The organism is Pseudomonas sp. BF-B-26, from assembly GCF_019956495.1.
GTDB lineage: Bacteria > Pseudomonadota > Gammaproteobacteria > Pseudomonadales > Pseudomonadaceae > Aquipseudomonas.
In genome coordinates this window covers 1-15,871 of the sequence record NZ_JAHBDP010000002.1, presented here as the reverse complement: position 1 = coordinate 15,871, position 15,871 = coordinate 1, and the positions used below count along the sequence as shown (strand labels likewise).

Annotated in this window: 15 protein-coding genes and 2 pseudogenes; 7 read left to right on the top strand and 10 right to left on the bottom strand. The window is 60.1% G+C overall.

All coding sequences use genetic code 11. The features are described 5' to 3' along the window. The coding region (locus tag KGB03_RS00170; protein ID WP_223525833.1) for a PhzF family phenazine biosynthesis protein at window positions 1–415 on the bottom strand (415 nt) is incomplete at its 3' end. A 20-nt stretch (window positions 416–435) separates the two neighbouring features. After that, on the bottom strand, window positions 436–1,149 hold the full coding sequence (locus KGB03_RS00165; protein WP_111452427.1) for a glutathione binding-like protein: 714 nt from the start codon (window positions 1,147–1,149) through the stop codon (window positions 436–438). A gap of 370 nt (window positions 1,150–1,519) precedes the next feature. Between KGB03_RS00165 and KGB03_RS00160 the strand changes: the two genes are divergently transcribed. Then, a complete protein-coding gene (locus KGB03_RS00160; RefSeq protein WP_218535610.1) occupies window positions 1,520–2,194 on the top strand; it encodes a histidine phosphatase family protein in 675 nt (224 codons plus the stop codon). Window positions 2,195–2,349: 155 nt separating this feature from the next. Here the strand turns inward: KGB03_RS00160 and mnmH are convergent, their stop codons facing one another. Together mnmH and selD are read right to left on the bottom strand one after the other, a co-directional pair. Next, window positions 2,350–3,453 carry a tRNA 2-selenouridine(34) synthase MnmH gene (mnmH, locus tag KGB03_RS00155; protein ID WP_218535608.1) on the bottom strand — a complete coding sequence of 368 codons (1,104 nt, stop codon included), beginning with the start codon at window positions 3,451–3,453 and terminating at the stop codon, window positions 2,350–2,352. Next, entirely contained in the window at window positions 3,453–4,487 is a 1,035-nt protein-coding gene (gene selD / locus KGB03_RS00150) for a selenide, water dikinase SelD (protein ID WP_218535606.1), read from the bottom strand. The genes mnmH and selD overlap by 1 nt, the downstream gene beginning before the upstream one ends. 265 nt (window positions 4,488–4,752) lie before the next feature. Between selD and KGB03_RS00145 the strand changes: the two genes are divergently transcribed. Then, window positions 4,753–5,709: a nucleoside-specific channel-forming protein Tsx gene (locus tag KGB03_RS00145; RefSeq protein WP_218535585.1), complete on the top strand. Its 957-nt coding sequence runs from the start codon at window positions 4,753–4,755 to the stop codon at window positions 5,707–5,709. A 24-nt stretch (window positions 5,710–5,733) separates the two neighbouring features. Beyond that, on the top strand, window positions 5,734–6,756 hold the full coding sequence (locus KGB03_RS00140) for a purine-nucleoside phosphorylase (protein ID WP_192410431.1): 1,023 nt from the start codon (window positions 5,734–5,736) through the stop codon (window positions 6,754–6,756). 134 nt (window positions 6,757–6,890) lie between these two features. On the opposite strand, the gene KGB03_RS00135 is transcribed toward KGB03_RS00140, so the two are convergent. From KGB03_RS00135 to KGB03_RS00125, 3 genes are all read right to left on the bottom strand, one after another. Continuing rightward, on the bottom strand, window positions 6,891–7,847 hold the full coding sequence (locus tag KGB03_RS00135; protein ID WP_218535580.1) for a zinc-binding alcohol dehydrogenase family protein: 957 nt from the start codon (window positions 7,845–7,847) through the stop codon (window positions 6,891–6,893). Between the two features lie 29 nt (window positions 7,848–7,876). Further along, a complete protein-coding gene (locus KGB03_RS00130) occupies window positions 7,877–8,050 on the bottom strand; it encodes a DUF1427 family protein (RefSeq protein ID WP_111452434.1) in 174 nt (57 codons plus the stop codon). A gap of 95 nt (window positions 8,051–8,145) precedes the next feature. Then, the gene (locus tag KGB03_RS00125; protein WP_223525832.1) at window positions 8,146–8,925 is read right to left on the bottom strand and encodes an AraC family transcriptional regulator; all 780 of its coding nucleotides are present in this window, start codon (window positions 8,923–8,925) and stop codon (window positions 8,146–8,148) included. Between the two features lie 145 nt (window positions 8,926–9,070). Here KGB03_RS00125 and KGB03_RS00120 point away from each other — a divergent pair, with 145 nt between their 5' ends. Further along, a complete protein-coding gene (locus KGB03_RS00120; protein WP_008152143.1) occupies window positions 9,071–9,298 on the top strand; it encodes a DUF6555 family protein in 228 nt (75 codons plus the stop codon). Between the two features lie 47 nt (window positions 9,299–9,345). Here the strand turns inward: KGB03_RS00120 and KGB03_RS00115 are convergent, their stop codons facing one another. After that, window positions 9,346–9,510, bottom strand: coding sequence for a metallothionein (locus KGB03_RS00115; protein ID WP_192410428.1), 165 nt, complete (start codon window positions 9,508–9,510; stop codon window positions 9,346–9,348). Window positions 9,511–9,593: 83 nt separating this feature from the next. Between KGB03_RS00115 and KGB03_RS00110 the strand changes: the two are divergent. Continuing rightward, window positions 9,594–9,860: pseudogene (locus tag KGB03_RS00110) on the top strand (LysR substrate-binding domain-containing protein); the annotation flags it as partial. 32 nt (window positions 9,861–9,892) lie between these two features. Here the strand turns inward: KGB03_RS00110 and KGB03_RS00105 are convergent. Both KGB03_RS00105 and KGB03_RS00100 read right to left on the bottom strand, forming a co-directional pair. Further along, window positions 9,893–11,575, bottom strand: coding sequence for a methyl-accepting chemotaxis protein (locus KGB03_RS00105; protein WP_046056068.1), 1,683 nt, complete (start codon window positions 11,573–11,575; stop codon window positions 9,893–9,895). A gap of 191 nt (window positions 11,576–11,766) precedes the next feature. Continuing rightward, entirely contained in the window at window positions 11,767–13,083 is a 1,317-nt protein-coding gene (locus tag KGB03_RS00100) for a Na+/H+ antiporter family protein (RefSeq protein ID WP_218536258.1), read from the bottom strand. A 405-nt stretch (window positions 13,084–13,488) separates the two neighbouring features. Between KGB03_RS00100 and KGB03_RS31255 the strand changes: the two are divergent. Next, window positions 13,489–14,778 (top strand): annotated as a pseudogene (locus KGB03_RS31255) (HAMP domain-containing protein); the annotation flags it as partial. Window positions 14,779–14,880: 102 nt separating this feature from the next. Next, entirely contained in the window at window positions 14,881–15,636 is a 756-nt protein-coding gene (locus KGB03_RS31250) for a methyl-accepting chemotaxis protein (RefSeq protein ID WP_403145802.1), read from the top strand. Window positions 15,637–15,871: the final 235 nt, after the last annotated feature.

Below are 15,871 nucleotides of genomic sequence, written 5' to 3'. Positions count from 1 at the left end.
GCCGCACCCGTTCCACCACATCCGCCTCCACCGGCCCGGTTTTGAGCAATGGTGGCGCGAGAAAGGCCAGCTCTGCCCCTTGTCGACGAACCCGCACCAGCCCCACACCGCACTCCTGAATAATCTCTTCGCCCTTGGGCACGCCACCGGCCTCCAGCCACGCATGGCAGGTGCCCAGTGTCGGATGACCGGCGAACGGCAATTCGTTCAGGGTGGTGAAGATCCGCACACGATAATCGGCGCGAGGATCGCGCGGTTCGAGTATGAATGTGGTTTCGCTGAGATTGGTCCAGCTGGCGAACGCCGCCATGCGCTCATCACTGAGCGCATCGGCGCCGAATACCACCGCCAACGGATTGCCCTTGAGCGCAACACGGCTGAAGACATCTACTTGCTTGAAATCGAATGAGTGCATGGCCTTCCTTGGTTTCTTGATCAAATCGAAGCGTTTTGCTTGGGAATTTCCAGCCCGCGCATCACCGCCGGCCGCGCCAGAAAGCGCTCCAGCACCCGCGTGACGTTGGTGAAGTCCTTTATGCCCACCAGCTCGCCGGCCTCATAGAAGCCGATCAGGTTGCGCACCCAGGGGAAGGTCGCGATGTCCGCGATGGTGTAGCGCTCGCCCATGATCCAGTCGCGCCCTTCCAGGCGGTTATTGAGCACATTAAGCAGGCGCTTGCTTTCATCGACGTAGCGGTCGCGGGGACGCTTGTCCTCATAGTCTTTGCCGGCAAATTTGTTGAAAAAGCCGAGCTGGCCAAACATCGGCCCGATACCGCCCATCTGAAACATCAGCCACTGAAGGGTCTCGTATCGCGCCGCCGATTCCTGGGCCAGCAATTGCCCGCTCTTGTCGGCCAGGTAAATCAGAATCGCCCCGGACTCGAACAGCGCCAGGGGTTGGTCCCCCGGACCGTGGGGGTCGAGGATGGCCGGGATCTTGTTGTTGGGGTTCAGTGAAAGAAATTCGGGGGACATCTGGTCATTGGTTTCGAAGCCCACACGATGCGGTTCGTAGGGCAGTCCGATCTCTTCGAGCATGATCGACACCTTGACGCCGTTGGGGGTCGGCAAGGAGTAAAGCTGGATCCACTCGGGGTATTGAGCCGGCCATTTTCGGGTAATCGGGAACGCGGACAGATCGGTCATGGGAAGCATCCACACGGAAAAAGTAGACGCTGATCATAATGTATGGGTTGCCGATGGCTGCGATCTTTTGGCGTTATCAATATTGCTGATGAGCATGATCAGAAGATTGCAGCCTGTGAATGGCGCCAACACGTGTACTGTGTCCATAAATCGGCAACATCCTGTCGATAACCTCTGCTCCACCCATCTCAGGTTGCCGCTACAGTGCTGCGCACTTGCTCGGATCGAACCAAATGGGCCTCAGAGGACTCTGAGCATCGCCCTTTCGGAAACGGGCCGGCCCAACGACATGGAAAACACCCGACGCAGGGAGCTCGCGGTGTAAAGGTTTGTCAGCCTTAACCGAATGCGCTGAAGATCACCTATTCAAATGATGAACCTTTTGAAATTCGCCAAACGCTTCAAGTATCGCGCGTACGTGGTCCTGCCCTCCCTGTTGGCGGTCTGCGCGCTGTTCCTGTTCCTTGAATCCAGCGAAAGTCGCGCCCAACCGATGGACGGCACCCAGACGCTGGTGTTCCTGCGCCACGCGGAAAAACCCGAAGGCGGCCTCGGCCAGCTCAACTGCCAGGGCCTGAACCGTGCCATCGACCTGGCCACCTTGCTGCCGGAAAAATTCGGCAAGGCCAACTATGTATTTGCCGCCAACCCGACGCGCAATGTCGAAGAAGGCGAACTGGACAATTCCTACAGTTACATCCGTCCCCTGATGACCATCAGCCCCAGCGCGATCAAGCTTGGTTTGCCGGTGAACATCAACTTCTCGGCCAACGACACCAGTGATCTGGCCGATGAATTGCTCCTCGACAAATATCACAACTCGGTCATCTACACCGCCTGGTCCCACGGTTACCTGCCGGAGCTGATCAACAAGGTCGCAGGGGAAGCCATCGGCAAGAAACAGAACATCATCGACGACTGGGAATCCAACGACTACGACTCGCTGTACGTGCTCACCCTGACCTGGCACAACGGCAAGGCCAGCGTGGTGAGCCACGCCTACAAGCAAGGTCTGAATAATGGGCAGGAGACCTGTCCGACATAAGGGGCGGCAGTGCTTTAAGTTTTATAGCGTCTGCAAGGGCCTCTTCGCGAGCAAGCCCGCTCCCACATTTGATCTTTGTCGTACACAAATATTGTGTTCACTGAGAATCTAATGTGGGAGCGGGCTTGCTCGCGAAGGGGCCGGAAAAAACACCATCAACTTCGTTGACTGACCCGCTCTCGCAGATACTCAAGGACGGCAGCCCGCTCTCCAGCGAATTCAATGCGCCCCCCTTTCTTCTCCCGCTGAAACGCATACATCGGGTCGTAATACTCACGAAGCAACCCTTCGATCCAGCCCCGGTGCAAGTCCACTGCCCCGCTGCTCGCCTGCTCCGCCAGCGCGTCTTCCATCAACATCAACAGCCGCCGATGGCGCTCACCGCCCAGACGTTTCTGCACATTGTTCAGACTCTCCAGCAAACGCTCGGAAAACAGCGCGAAACCTTCATCGCCATGCACGCCGATGAACTCGGCACACAAGTCCACCACGTAATCGCGCAGGATCCGTTCGACCCGCCCTTCCAGGCTGTCTTCCAGCCAGACCATCGGAAACTGCTGCATGCCCTGAAACAGCGGCAACGGCAGCGCACAACTGCCGATCGCGCGGCTCTCGTCTTCCAGCACAAACTGCTCGATGCCGTGGGCGCGCTTCTTCAGCACGTCCACCGCCAGGCGGTTTTCAAAATCGATGTTGGAGGGTTGGCCGGTGGCGCGTTTACCGAAACTGGAGCCGCGATGATGGGCGTGACCTTCAAGGTCCAGGCCGTTGCGCAACTGCGTGAGCACTTCGGTTTTGCCGGTGCCGGTCATGCCGCCCAGCAACACGAAATCACACTGGGCAACCGCCTGATCGAGCGTGTCGAGCAAGAAGGTGCGCATCGCCTTGTAGCCACCACCCACTCGCGGATAGTCGATGCCGGCCTCGTCCTTGAGCCATTGCTGGACGATCTGCGAACGCAAACCGCCGCGAAAACAATACAAATACCCATCAGGATGAGCCCGGGCAAAATCGGCCCAGGCCTGGACGCGCTCGGCTTTTATCTCACCAGACACCAACTGGTGCCCCAACGTAATGGCCGCTTGCTGACCGTGTTGCTTGTAACAAGTGCCGACCCGTTGCCGCTCATGGTCATTCATCAGCGGCAGGTTGATCACGCCGGGGAATGAGCCTTTGAGAAATTCGACCGGCGCACGGGCATCCATCATCGGTCGGTCGTTGAGAAAAATGTCGCGGTAATCGGTGAATTCGATGGACATCAAAACACCTCAACCGCGTTCGTCTGTCGCTCGATCAGTTCACCGATCGGCTCAAGGATCAGGCCTAGTTCGGCGGCCACTTTGAGGAAGTGTTCGTTGCCTTCGGGGGTGACCGCAACCAGCAGGCCACCGCTGGTCTGCGGATCGCAGAGCACGCGTTTGTGCATTTCCTGAAGACGCCCAAGCTTGCTGGCGTAGCTGTCGAAGTTGCGCAGCGTCCCGCCGGGCACACAGCCTTGGTCGAGGTAATACTCGACACCTGGCAGACGCGGTACGCGGTCGTACTCGATGCGAGCGGTCACGTTGCTGCCGTCGGCCATTTCCACCAAATGCCCCAGCAGACCAAAACCGGTGACGTCGGTCATGGCGGTGACGCCTTCAAGTTTGCCGAAACGGCTGCCGGGTTTGTTCAGGGTGCACATCCAGTCGCGGGCCAGGCCAATGTCGGCATGGCGCAATTTGCCCTTCTTCTCGGCGGTGGTAAGGATGCCGATGCCCAGCGGTTTGGTGAGGTAAAGCAGGCAACCGACGGTGGCGGTATCGTTGCGCTTCATATGGCGCTTTTCCACCAGACCGGTCACAGCGAGGCCGAAGATCGGCTCCGGCGCGTCGATGGAATGCCCACCAGCCAGCGGGATCCCCGCTTCATCGCAGACCGAACGCCCGCCGCGAATCACTTCCCGGGCAATCTCCGGCGCCAGTACGTTGACCGGCCAGCCGAGGATCGCAATCGCCATCAACGGATCGCCGCCCATGGCGTAGATGTCACTGATGGCGTTGGTGGCGGCGATGCGGCCGAAGTCGAACGGGTCGTCGACGATCGGCATAAAGAAGTCGGTGGTCGAGACCACGCCGCGTTCTTCATCAATGGCGTACACCGCCGCGTCATCGCGCGAGGCATTGCCGACCCAGAGTTTCGGGTCAAGGTTCTGCGCCCCGCTGCCGGCCAGAATCACTTCCAGCACCTGGGGAGAAATCTTGCAGCCACATCCGGCACCGTGGCTGTATTGGGTCAGACGAATCGGTTCGCTCATGGGGGGCACATCTCGTGAAGTCAGTGCCGAGGAGTTTACATCAACCCTATTTCGTAGGAGCTGATCGTTCCCTCGATCCCGCGTGGGAACGATCTCCTGACCGAAAGGACAGTTAAGCCAGCAATTCCTTAGCCTTTTCCGTGCCTTGAGCAAAACTGGTATGGCTTGTGCAAACGTTTGCGAGCCGCTGATACAAGCGTTTTCACTACACAACCGCGCAAGCCCGAAGAACCGGGCCTTCGATCCGCACGAAAAGGGACTTTTAATGCACCGCACGTTCAGCCGCGTGACTTGCTCGCGCACTTTTGCTGTTTCCTTGCTGCTGGCCAGCGTTACAGGACTACTCAGCAGCACCGTTTTGGCGCAGCCCGCTCCCGCCGAAGAATCCGCCCAAGGCGAAAGCCTCAGCCCCGAAGCCAGCCCACCGAAAAAAGGTGTGTACCTCTCGGACTGGTTCAATCAGGACCTGACCGTCATCGGCAGCAAAGACATCAGTTTCGGCCCGCAACCGGCCGACGATATCTACCTGGAATACGAGTACTTCGGGCGCAAGGGGCCGTTCGAATTGTACGGTTACATCGACATTCCGAAGATCTTCGACATCGGCAACAGCCATGACAAAGGCGTGTGGGACCACGGCTCGCCGGTGTTCATGGAGCACGAACCGCGGATCTCCATCGATTACCTCGCCGGCCGCAGCCTGGCCATCGGGCCGTTCAAGGAATGGTACGTGGCCTTTGACTGGATCTACGACCACGGCAGTAACAGCGCCAACCGCGCCAATACGCTGTACAGCGGTTTGGGCACCGACATCGACACCCATTCGCGGGTCAACCTGTCGGCCAACTTCTACGGGCGCTACCAGTGGGAAAACTACGGCGCCAGCAACGAATATTCGTGGGACGGCTATCGCGCCCAACTCAAATACATCGTGCCGATCAGCAGCTTCAGCAACGGCGCGTCACTGACCTACATCGGATTCACCAACTTCGACTTCGGCTCGGACCTGCACAAGGACAACCCGGCTCGTACTGCCAACGCTACGGTGGCCACCAACGTCTTGCTGTACTCGTTCACCCATTTGCGTTTCACCCTGGTCGGCCGTTATTTCCACAACGGCGGCAACTGGGAGGATGGCAGCGAATTGAATTTTGGCGACGGTAACTTCCGCGCCCGTTCCGACGGTTGGGGTTACTACGCCGGCATCGGTTATCAGTTTTAAGACTTGTTTGAATCAGGAGGTTTTATGCATGCAATGACGCGTCTTTCCCTGGCCTGTGCCGCCCTGCTCTCCGCAACGGCCTGGGCGACTGAAGCGCCGATCCAGCCGAAGGTGATGCTGATCACCATGTTCGCTCCCGAGGCGCAAAACTGGATTGATCGGTTGGAACTCAAGCAGCAAGTGCGGGTGCCGGGGCTGTCCGCCGAGTACCCGACCGTTCGCTGCAACAGTCAACAGGTATGCCTGATGGTCACCGGCATGGGCCAGACCAACGCCGCGGCGTCGACGCTGGCCCTGGCGCTGTCGTCGAAATTCGACCTGCGCAAAAGTTACTTCCTGGTCGCCGGGATTGCCGGCATCAGCCCAAAACACGGGACCATCGGCACCACGGCGTGGGCGCATTATCTGGTGGAGTTCGGCACCCAATGGGAGCTGGATTCCCGGGACGCGCCGTCAGACTGGCCGACCGGTTATATCGGCATCAATACCAAAGGCCCGAACGAGAAACCGCCGCTGGATTACAAGACCGAAGTCTTCGAACTCAACCCGAAGTTGCAGGCCAAGGCCTTTGCTCTCAGCCACAAAGTCCAATTGAGTGAGAGCAAGGAATCGGCCGCGTGGCGCATGAAGTATCCGTCGGCCCCGGCCAATCAGCCGCCGGTGGTGACGCAGTGCGACACGCTGGCGGGCAATACCTGGTTTTCCGGGACGCGATTGAGTGAGCGGGCCGAGGTCTGGGCCCGGCTGCTGACCGATAACAACGGTGAGTACTGCACGACGCAGCAGGAAGACAACTCCACCTATGAGGCGCTGCTGCGGGCCAGCCGTGAAGGGTTGGTGGATGTGCAGCGTTTGGCGGTGGTGCGTGCGGGTTCCGATTTTGATCGGCCGGCGCCGGGTCAGAGTGAGGTGGAAAACCTGCTCAAGTATGCGGATCAAGGTGGGTTTGTGCCGGCGCTGGAGAACCTGTACCGGACGGGGAATCCGTTGGTGCAGGAGATTTTGAAGAACTGGTCGGCGTGGGAGAACGGTGTTCCCGAGGCTTGATCTGACAATACAAAACCTTTGTGGGAGCGGGCTTGCTCGCGAAAGCGGTGTGTCAGGCACATCAATATTGACTGTGCCGCCGCCTTCGCGAGCAAGTCGGATCGCCGCACCGCCGCTCCCACATTTGATTAGGGTTACGGCAACAAAATCACTTTGTCGCCGGCACCTTGGCTCACCTCCGCATACCGCTCCAGCCCTTCTGCCAACGGCGATTCAAACAAACCCTCAGGCAACGGCAACAAGCCCTGATCGAAGAACGTGCCGAACTGATCAAGCATCGCCGCACACGCCTGGACGCCGTACAGCAACGAGTTGATCCCCACCACCGAACCGCCCTTGCGATACAGCGCCAGGGCCGGCAATTGCACCATGCCGTCCACCGGTGCGGCGATGATCGCGATGCGACCGAACGCGGCCAGCGCCGGGACCGAGGCCGGGAGCCAGAAACCGGTGGTGTCGAAAATCACATCAGCGCCGCCGGCATACACGGCATTCACCTGAGCGCCGAGATCCTCGGGTTTATCCAGTTGCAGCGTCTGATACCCCTGGGCCTGCAAATCCTTGATCTGTTCCGGCCGCCGCGCCGCGGCCAGTACTTGAGCGCCACGCACCTTGCCCAGCGCCAGCGCCGCAGTGCCAACCGCCCCGCCACCGATCACCAGCAAGCGGGTTTCGGCCGTCACCCCACTGCGCTCCAACGCATCCCACGCCGTGGTGTACGGCACGCCGAGGCTGGCAGCCTGGGCAAAACTCAGATGGGTCGGCTTTTTCGCCACACCATTGGCCGGCAGTTTGACGAATTGTGCGTGCGAGCCATCGGCGAAAAAGCCCAGTTCACGACCGGTGCCCCAGACTTCCTGACCGATCAGCGCCTGCGGGCCTTCAACGACTACACCGGCAAAATCACGACCGGGAATCCGTGGCAGTGTGGTGTAGGGAAAGCGCCCCAGCACGTTTTTCACATCGCTGGGGTTGAGGCCGGCCGCCTTGATCTGGACCAGCACTTCATCTGCGCCAGGGACGGGGGTGGGAAGTTCAACGTAGCGCAGGGCCGAGAGCTCACCGGTCTTGTCGAATTGCAGTGCTTTCATGAGTGTTTCCCTCGAATGAAATAAACGGTTCAGGCGATCCAGCCAGCCACCAACTGCCGGCCCATTGGCCACAACTTCTCACCGGCCAACATGCCGAGCAGCCCTACCAGCGCGATGGCCGGCGGTGCGGGGGAACGAAAATCCAGAGCGCCGTAGAGCAAACCGACGCCCAGACCGATGACCAATGAGATGAGGTAGCTCATGGCAAACTCCGTGGCTGATTAAGGTATGCCCGGAGTCTAAAGATCGGTAGCGACGAGCACCGGCCAAGTGCTTCTGAATATCGGCCAAAGCGCTTTCAATCCTGACGCTGGCTCGCCGAAAATTGCGAAGGCGCGACACCCAGTTCCCGCCGAAACATGTCGCTGAAGCTGCTCGGTGAGTAACCCAGCTCCCGGGCAATCGCACTGACCGGCACGCCCTGGATCAACTCTGCCACCGCGGTCGCCAATTGCACCTGGCGCCGCCATTCGGCGAAGCCCATGCCCAGACCGTCCTTGAACAGCCGCGCCAGGGTACGCACGCTGGCACCGGCGTTTTCGGCGTGTTGTTCGAAGGCAATGTCCAGCGATGGCGCGGCCATGACCGCCTGGCACAGGTTCATCAGCCGTCGGTCGGAATCATCCGGCAAGGGGATTTTCAGCAACGAGCGCCGGGCTCGCCTAAGCTCCAGCAGCGCCAGGCCGACCAGCGCTTCGTAATACTCGGGCGCGCCATCGTCGCCCTGCTCCACCAGACCGACGATCAGCTCACGCAGTAATCCGCCGACTTCGATCACCTGGACCGTATCGTCCAGCGTCGCCGCCAATGAGGGCCGCAAGTAGATGTTGCGCATCTGTAAATCCGACACCACGCGAATCCCGTGGGGCACACCCGGCGGCAGCCACACCGCTCGTTGCGGCGGCACCACCAGCGCTTCATGGGGCGTCTCGACCCACATCACCCCGCTCATCGCATACAGCAACTGCCCCCAGACATGTTCATGCGGCTCGATGTACAGGCCGCGCGGATAGGTGCGCGCCAGCGGTTGCACGGGCACATCGGTATCACTCAGGTCTGGAGGGGAGGCAAGGGCCATGGGCAGCAATCATTGGGGATTTCAGAGATTGCATGGTAACGAGCCACGGGGCTTGTCGCTACGGGCGGCCTCCATCTGACAATTCGACTGAATTTTCCGTAACCCCAACGATCCTTGTAATACCACAGGGAGGAATATGGGCTTTATGAACAACGCAAAACTTTTCGTCATTGAATACACCCTTCATGGCGCGCCCAAGTCTTTCATCATCCGCCTGGACAAGATGGATAACGCGGAAGCCTGGCATTGGGCAAGTTGCGACGCGGGGGTCGGAAGAATCCCCCGCTTCGGCCGAGAGAAGGTGCAAAAAACCAGCAAGCCGATGGCGGAGAAATTCGGCGTGGAAAACGTCAAGTGGCGGCCGGCGAATTGAAATGAAAGTGGAGCCCGATCAGGCTCCACCTTTTTTTGGATGAGTGGTCAGCGTTGGGCGCACTTGCAGCCCTTGCTGGCACATTCTTCACCATGTTCGTGGTGCTTGGCGCAGGCTTCACAGCAATAGTGCTTGCCGTGGCGCGCGATCGGATGTTCGCCCAGTTTGCAGGAGCATTTGGGGCAGTCGCATTTACTGTCACTGCTGATCATGTGTCTGACTCCATTGGTTGTGGTCGTCCGGGTCTGGCAAATGCGACCCGTACCACCAGTGTAGGAGCTTGTAGCAGCTGTCGATCACCGGTAACCACGCCGACACCCTGACCCAAGCCGCCGAACAAGGCTTGGGGCGGGTGATGTTTCCGTCGTGGCTGATTGGTGAAGCGGTGCGCAACGGCACGCTGGTGCCGGTGCTGGGGGCGTATCAGGTGTCCAACAGCCTTGAGCCGCAGCAGATTGCGGTGCTGTGGCCTGGGAGCCGACGGTTGTCGGTGAAAGTCAGGACGGTGATTGATTTTTTCGTGGAATGCTTTGGCGCGGTGCCCTACTGGGACAGACCGTAATATCTGCCAGCTCCCACAGGTTCTTCGGGATGTCAGATACGGAACTGGCCCACCAGTTTGCCCAGGCGCTGACCGAGGTCGGCCAGGCTGCGGGAGGTCTGGGCGCCGAGTTGGGTTTCGTCGGCGACACTGTCTACGGCCACAGCGATCTGGTGCACGCTGCGGTTGATCTCTTCGGCCACGGCGGTCTGCTCTTCGGCAGCGCTGGCGATCTGCGCGTTCATCGAGTTGATGGTGCCGATCAGTTGGGCCATGGTGTCCAGCGATGCACCCGCTTCGTTGGCCTGAGCCGACGTGCCGTCGCCGGCCTCGCTGGAACGGCGCATCGCTTCCACCGCAGACTGAGTGCCGGCCTGCAAGCGATCGATCATGCCCTGGATTTCCTGGGTGCTGATTTGCGTGCGGCTGGCCAGCGCTCGAACCTCGTCGGCCACCACCGCAAAACCACGACCGGCCTCACCGGCACGGGCGGCTTCGATGGCGGCGTTGAGTGCCAGCAGGTTGGTCTGCTCGGCAATCGAACGGATCACCCCAAGCACGCTGACAATCGACGACACGTCTTTTTGCAGGCTGTCCAGAGACACGCCGCTGCTGCGAATATCGTCCACCAACGCATGAATCTTCACGATGCTGCCGGCCACCACACGCTTGGCGGCCTGGCCTTCTTCGTCGGTCTGCTGTGCAGCCACTGCGGCGTTTTGCGCACTTTTCGCCACTTCCTGAGCCGCGGCAGACATTTGGTTGATCGCCGTGGCGACCTGATCGGTCTCGTGACGCTGACGCTCCATCGCCTGATCCGAGCGCTGCGCCTGATCGGAGACCTGATTCACCAGCCCGGTCAGTTGCGAGGTCATTTCGGTGATCTGACGCACCAGGCCGTGGATCTTGTCGACGAAGCGGTTGAACGAGCCGGCCAGCTCGCCGAGTTCGTCCTGGCTGGTGATGGTCAGGCGACGCGTCAAGTCGCCCTCACCCGCCGCGATGTCATCGAGGTTGGCTTTCATCAGGTTCAGCGGACGCAGGATGGTGTTGGCCAGCAGCATCCCGGCGGCGGCGATCACCAACAGCACCACGGCGGCAATTCCGACGATGCTCAGCACCACGCCTTGCATGCGCTCCTGGACCTTGATTTCGACCAGCGCCACTTGCGCTTCGATGCCGTCGAGGTTGACCGAGGTGCCGACCGCCATGTCCCATTTGGGCAGGTATTCGGTGTAGCCCAGTTTCGGCACCAGCACTTGGGTGTTGCCGGGCAGCGGCGAGCTGTATTGCAGGTAGTGGGTGCCGTCCTTGGCGACTTTCACCAGGTCGCGGTTGACGTAGACGCCGTTCGGATCGCGGTTGTCCTTGAAGCTCTGGCCCACGCCTTCAGGGCTGTTGGCCTTGAACAGGCGCACGGTATTGGAGTCGTAGCCGAAGAAGTAGCCGTCTTTGCCGTAGGTGATGCTCGACAGCAACTTGACCACCTGGGCCCGCGCCGCGTCATCACCGGGGGCAGCTGCGTCGTAGAGTGGTTTGATCGTGGTCATGGCCACGGCGACGTAGCTTTGCAGCGTTGCCTTGGCATCGCTGAGCAGGCGCTGGCGAGTTTCCTCGACTTCCTTGCGGGCCTGCTCCTGCAGAATGAACAACGTGGTCAGGCTGATAACCAGCGCAAAGAGCAACACCGGGAGGACGGCAAGGGACAGGACTTTAGCCTTCAGGCTCATGCGCATGACGGTTCACTCTTTTGATTTTATTGGCGCGGTTAAAGGCTTTAACGGCAGGCCAATTCAAAAGTTGAGTGAAGGTCACCCCCAATCAAATGTGGGAGCGAGCCTGCTCGCGATAGCGGTATGTCAGTCACATCAATGCTGGATGTGCCGCCGCCATCGCGAGCAGGCTCGCTCCCACAGGGGAAATGTGCTTAGAGCACCATCGCCGCCACCCAGCCGAACGCCAGCAACGGCAGGTTGTAGTGCAGGAAGGTCGGGACCACGGTGTCCCAGATGTGGTGATGCTGGCCGTCGATGTTCAGGCCCGAGGTCGGGCCGAGGGTCGAGTCCGACGCTGGCGAACCGGCATCGCCCAGCGCACCGGCAGTGCCGACAATGCACACGATCGCGATCGGACTGAAGCCCAGTTGTACGCACAACGGCACAAAAATCGCGGCCAGGATCGGTACAGTGGAAAACGATGAACCGATGCCCATGGTCACCAACAGTCCGACCAACAACATCAGCAACGCGCCAATGCCTTTGCTGTGGCCGATCCACGAAGCCGAGGCTTCGACCAGTGTCTGCACCTCACCGGTGGCTTTCATCACCTCGGCAAAACCGGAGGCGGCGATCATGATGAAACCGATCATCGCCATCATTTTCATGCCTTCGGTGAACAGGTCGTCGGTTTCACGCCACTTCACGATCCCCGACACCGAAAAAATCAGAAAGCCTGCCAGCGCACCGATGATCATCGAGTCCAGCAACAGCTGAATAATGAACGCCACCGCGATGGCCAGACCGGCGACCATCAGGCTCAGCGGGTTGTACTGCACCGCGACCTGTTCGACTTGCTCGATCTTTTCCAGATCGTAGACGCGCTTCTTGCGATAGCTGACAAACGCTGCCGCGAGCCCGACGACCATGCCCAAGGCCGGAATCCCCATGGCATGGGTGACGTTGATGCCGCTGATGTCCACCCCGCTACGGGCGACGTTGGCCAGCAGGATTTCATTAAGGAAGATGTTGCCGAAGCCCACGGGCAAGAACATGTACGGCGTAATCAGGCCGAAGGTCATGACGCAGGCAATCAACCGGCGATCCAGTTGCAGCTTGGTCAGCACATATAACAGTGGCGGCACCAGCAGCGGAATAAAGGCGATATGTATCGGCAGAATGTTCTGCGAAGCGATGGCCACCACCCACAGCAAACCGATCAACAGCCATTTGACCTGACCGCCACCGCTGGCGTGCTGGCGGTCGACCATCAGCAAGGCTTTGTCTGCCAGGGCGTGTGCCAGGCCGGACTTGGCAATGGCCACTGCGAAAGCGCCGAGCAAGGCGTAGGACAATGCGACCGTCGCACCGCCACCGAGGCCGCTGTTGAAGGCTTTGAGTGTCGCGTCGATGCCCAGGCCACCGGTCAAACCACCCACCAGAGCGCCCACGATCAGCGCGATTACGACGTGCACGCGGGACAGGCTGAGGATCAGCATGACGCCGACCGCGGCAATTACAGCATTAATCATCGTTACCTCAAGGCAAACGGAAAGAGTCCGGCCGGCAGTCTGCAAAGAGCCGCCAGCGGATTGAATGAGAGGGTTTTATTAGAGGGCGCGCACTGTGCCGCAGAGTCGGCCCGGTGTCAAAGCGTGTGGCCGGTGATGATGTGTCACTCCTTATGATGACCTGTGGCGAGGGAGCTTGCTCCCGTTGGGTTGCGAAGCGACCCCCTGCATTCCGTCAGCCACAACGCATCGGCAGGTTTTGCGACTGCTTCGCAGCCGAGCGGGAGCAAGCTCCCTCGCCACAGGTAAGCACTCTCGCCACAAAATCAGCGGCGAGCCTTATTCGGATTGCGGCATAAAGAAAGCCGAATCGCGGCCGCTACAGTGCAAAGTCTCAGATATTTATCGAATAAGGACGTCTCCATGTCGCTCAGACAACTTTCCATTCAATGGAAAATCACCCTGCTGGCCGGGCTGTGCCTGGCCGGCATCGTGACCCTGCTGGTGGGTCTTTCGCTGTATCGCATGGAGCACAGCTCCGAGATGGTGAAAGCATCCAGCATGGAGATGCTCACTGAAGCGGCCCAGGCCCGGATCGAATCCCAGGGTGAAAACCAGGCGCTGGGGATTCGCCAGCAGTTCATGGATGCCTATCAATATGGCCATGGCTTTTCGCGTCAGGTGCTGTTCCTGCGCGAGCAGGCCGAGAAGCGCTTTCTCGATGCCTTTGACCTGCGTGAAGACCTGACCCGTCAGGTCAAGTCAGCCCTGCAAGCCAACCCGGAACTGCTCGGCCTCTCGCTGGTGTTCGAAGCCAACGCGCTGGACGGCAAGGACGATCTGTTCGCCGGCCAGGCCGAGCTGGGCAGCAACGACAAGGGCCGTTTCGCGCTCTATTGGTCGCAGCCGACACCCGGCAAGGTGACGTCGATGGCGCTACCGGAAAGCGACATGGCCGACACCAGCTCCGGCCCGAGCGGCGAACCGGCCAACGCCTGGTTCACCTGCCCGCGCACGACCCTCAAACCCTGCGTGATCGAACCCTACTTCTACGTGATCGACGGCCAGAACGTGCTGATGACCAGCATCGTTTTCCCGCTGATGGTCAACGGCAAGGTCATTGCTTCGCTGTCGGTGGACATCAACCTCAACAGCCTGCAAGCCGTCAGCCAGGGTGCGAGCAAGAAGCTCTATGACGGCCAGACCAACGTCAGCATCATCAGCCCGGTCGGTTTGCTGGCCGGTTACAGCCCGGACGCCAGCAAGCTCAGCCAGCGCCTGGACACCGTGGACAAGACCAACGGTGCCGAGCTGATCCGCATGCTCGCCGCCAGCAGCAAGACCGAAAGCCTGCACAACAATCAACAGCTCAAAGTGCTGTCGCCGTTCCAGCCGATTCCCGGTGGCAAGTCCTGGGGCGTGTTGCTCGAGGTGCCGGAGAAAGTCCTGGTCGGCCCCGCCGAAGCGTTGAAAAAGCAACTCGATGAAAGCAACACCGCCGGCACCCTGGTCGAACTCGGCCTGGGTGTACTGGCCGCGTTGATTGGCCTGTTGCTAGTGTGGCTGATGGCCCGCAGCGTGACCAAACCGATTCTGGGTGTGGCGCACATGCTCGAAGACATTGCCAGCGGCGAAGGCGACCTGACCCGCCGTCTGGCCTACGACAAAAAGGACGAACTCGGCCAATTGGCTGGCTGGTTCAACCGCTTCCTCGACAAGTTGCAACCGATCATCGCCGAGGTCAAACGCTCGGTGCAGGACGCGCGCAGCACGGCGGATCAGTCGTCTGCCATCGCCACCCAGACCAGCGCCGGCATGGAGCAGCAATACCGTCAGGTGGATCAAGTCGCTACCGCGTCCCACGAAATGAGCGCCACCGCCCAGGACGTCGCTCGCAGTGCAGCGCAAGCGGCACAGGCCGCGCGGGATGCGGATCAGGCCACCCGTCGCGGTCTGACCGTGATCGACCGCACCACCGCCAGCATCGACAACCTCGCCGCCGACATGAGCGCGGCGATGGTTCAAGTCGAAGGCCTGGCAGCCAACAGCGAGAAGATCGGTTCGGTGCTGGAAGTGATCCGGGCCATCGCCGAGCAGACAAATCTGCTGGCGCTGAACGCCGCCATCGAGGCTGCTCGTGCCGGTGAAGCCGGGCGCGGTTTTGCCGTGGTGGCCGATGAAGTGCGCAACCTGGCACGCCGGACCCAGGAGTCTGTCGAAGAAACCCGCTTGGTGATCGAGCAGTTGCAGAGCGGCACTCAGGACGTGGTCGGTTCGATGAACAACAGCCATCGCCAGGCTCAGGGCAGTGTCGAACAAGTGGGTCAGGCGGTGACGGCGTTGCGCCAGATTGGTGAGGCGGTGACGGTGATCAGCGACATGAACTTGCAGATCGCCAGTGCCGCGGAAGAGCAAAGCGCCGTGGCCGAGGAGATCAACAACAACGTGGCGACGATTCGGGATGTGACGGAGTCGCTGTCGGGGCAGGCCAATGAATCGGCGCGGGTGAGTCAGTCACTCAATAGCCTGGCGAATCAGCAGCAGAGTTTGATGGATCAGTTTCGGGTCTGAGAACCACCCCTCACCCTAACCCTCTCCCCAGAGGGTAGAGGGGACTGACCGAGTTGGTTTTTAGATATTCTGCGACCGAGAAAATAGAGTCGAACTCGGCATTAGAAGCCAATGGAGATCAGCTCCCTTTCCCCCTCTCCCCACTGGGGTGAGGGGGTGGCTTTCAGCCTGAACGCTTAGGCAACTCAATCACCACTTTCAACCCGCCCCACTCACTCTCCTCCAGCCGCAACAC

Bases quoted from the DNA above. Each gene is read 5' to 3' on its own strand.
- KGB03_RS00120 (WP_008152143.1), top strand. From the start codon at position 9,071: ATGAACAACGCAAAACTTTTCGTCATTGAATACACCCTTCATGGCGCG.
- mnmH (WP_218535608.1), bottom strand. From the start codon at position 3,453: ATGTCCATCGAATTCACCGATTACCGCGACATTTTTCTCAACGACCGA.
- KGB03_RS00165 (WP_111452427.1), bottom strand. From the start codon at position 1,149: ATGACCGATCTGTCCGCGTTCCCGATTACCCGAAAATGGCCGGCTCAA.
- KGB03_RS31250 (WP_403145802.1), top strand. From the start codon at position 14,881: ATGGAGCAGCAATACCGTCAGGTGGATCAAGTCGCTACCGCGTCCCAC.
- KGB03_RS00125 (WP_223525832.1), bottom strand. From the start codon at position 8,925: ATGGCCCTTGCCTCCCCTCCAGACCTGAGTGATACCGATGTGCCCGTG.
- KGB03_RS00115 (WP_192410428.1), bottom strand. From the start codon at position 9,510: ATGATCAGCAGTGACAGTAAATGCGACTGCCCCAAATGCTCCTGCAAA.
- KGB03_RS00105 (WP_046056068.1), bottom strand. From the start codon at position 11,575: ATGCGCATGAGCCTGAAGGCTAAAGTCCTGTCCCTTGCCGTCCTCCCG.
- KGB03_RS00140 (WP_192410431.1), top strand. From the start codon at position 5,734: ATGCATGCAATGACGCGTCTTTCCCTGGCCTGTGCCGCCCTGCTCTCC.
- selD (WP_218535606.1), bottom strand. From the start codon at position 4,487: ATGAGCGAACCGATTCGTCTGACCCAATACAGCCACGGTGCCGGATGT.
- KGB03_RS00135 (WP_218535580.1), bottom strand. From the start codon at position 7,847: ATGAAAGCACTGCAATTCGACAAGACCGGTGAGCTCTCGGCCCTGCGC.
- KGB03_RS00130 (WP_111452434.1), bottom strand. From the start codon at position 8,050: ATGAGCTACCTCATCTCATTGGTCATCGGTCTGGGCGTCGGTTTGCTC.
- KGB03_RS00145 (WP_218535585.1), top strand. From the start codon at position 4,753: ATGCACCGCACGTTCAGCCGCGTGACTTGCTCGCGCACTTTTGCTGTT.
- KGB03_RS00160 (WP_218535610.1), top strand. From the start codon at position 1,520: ATGATGAACCTTTTGAAATTCGCCAAACGCTTCAAGTATCGCGCGTAC.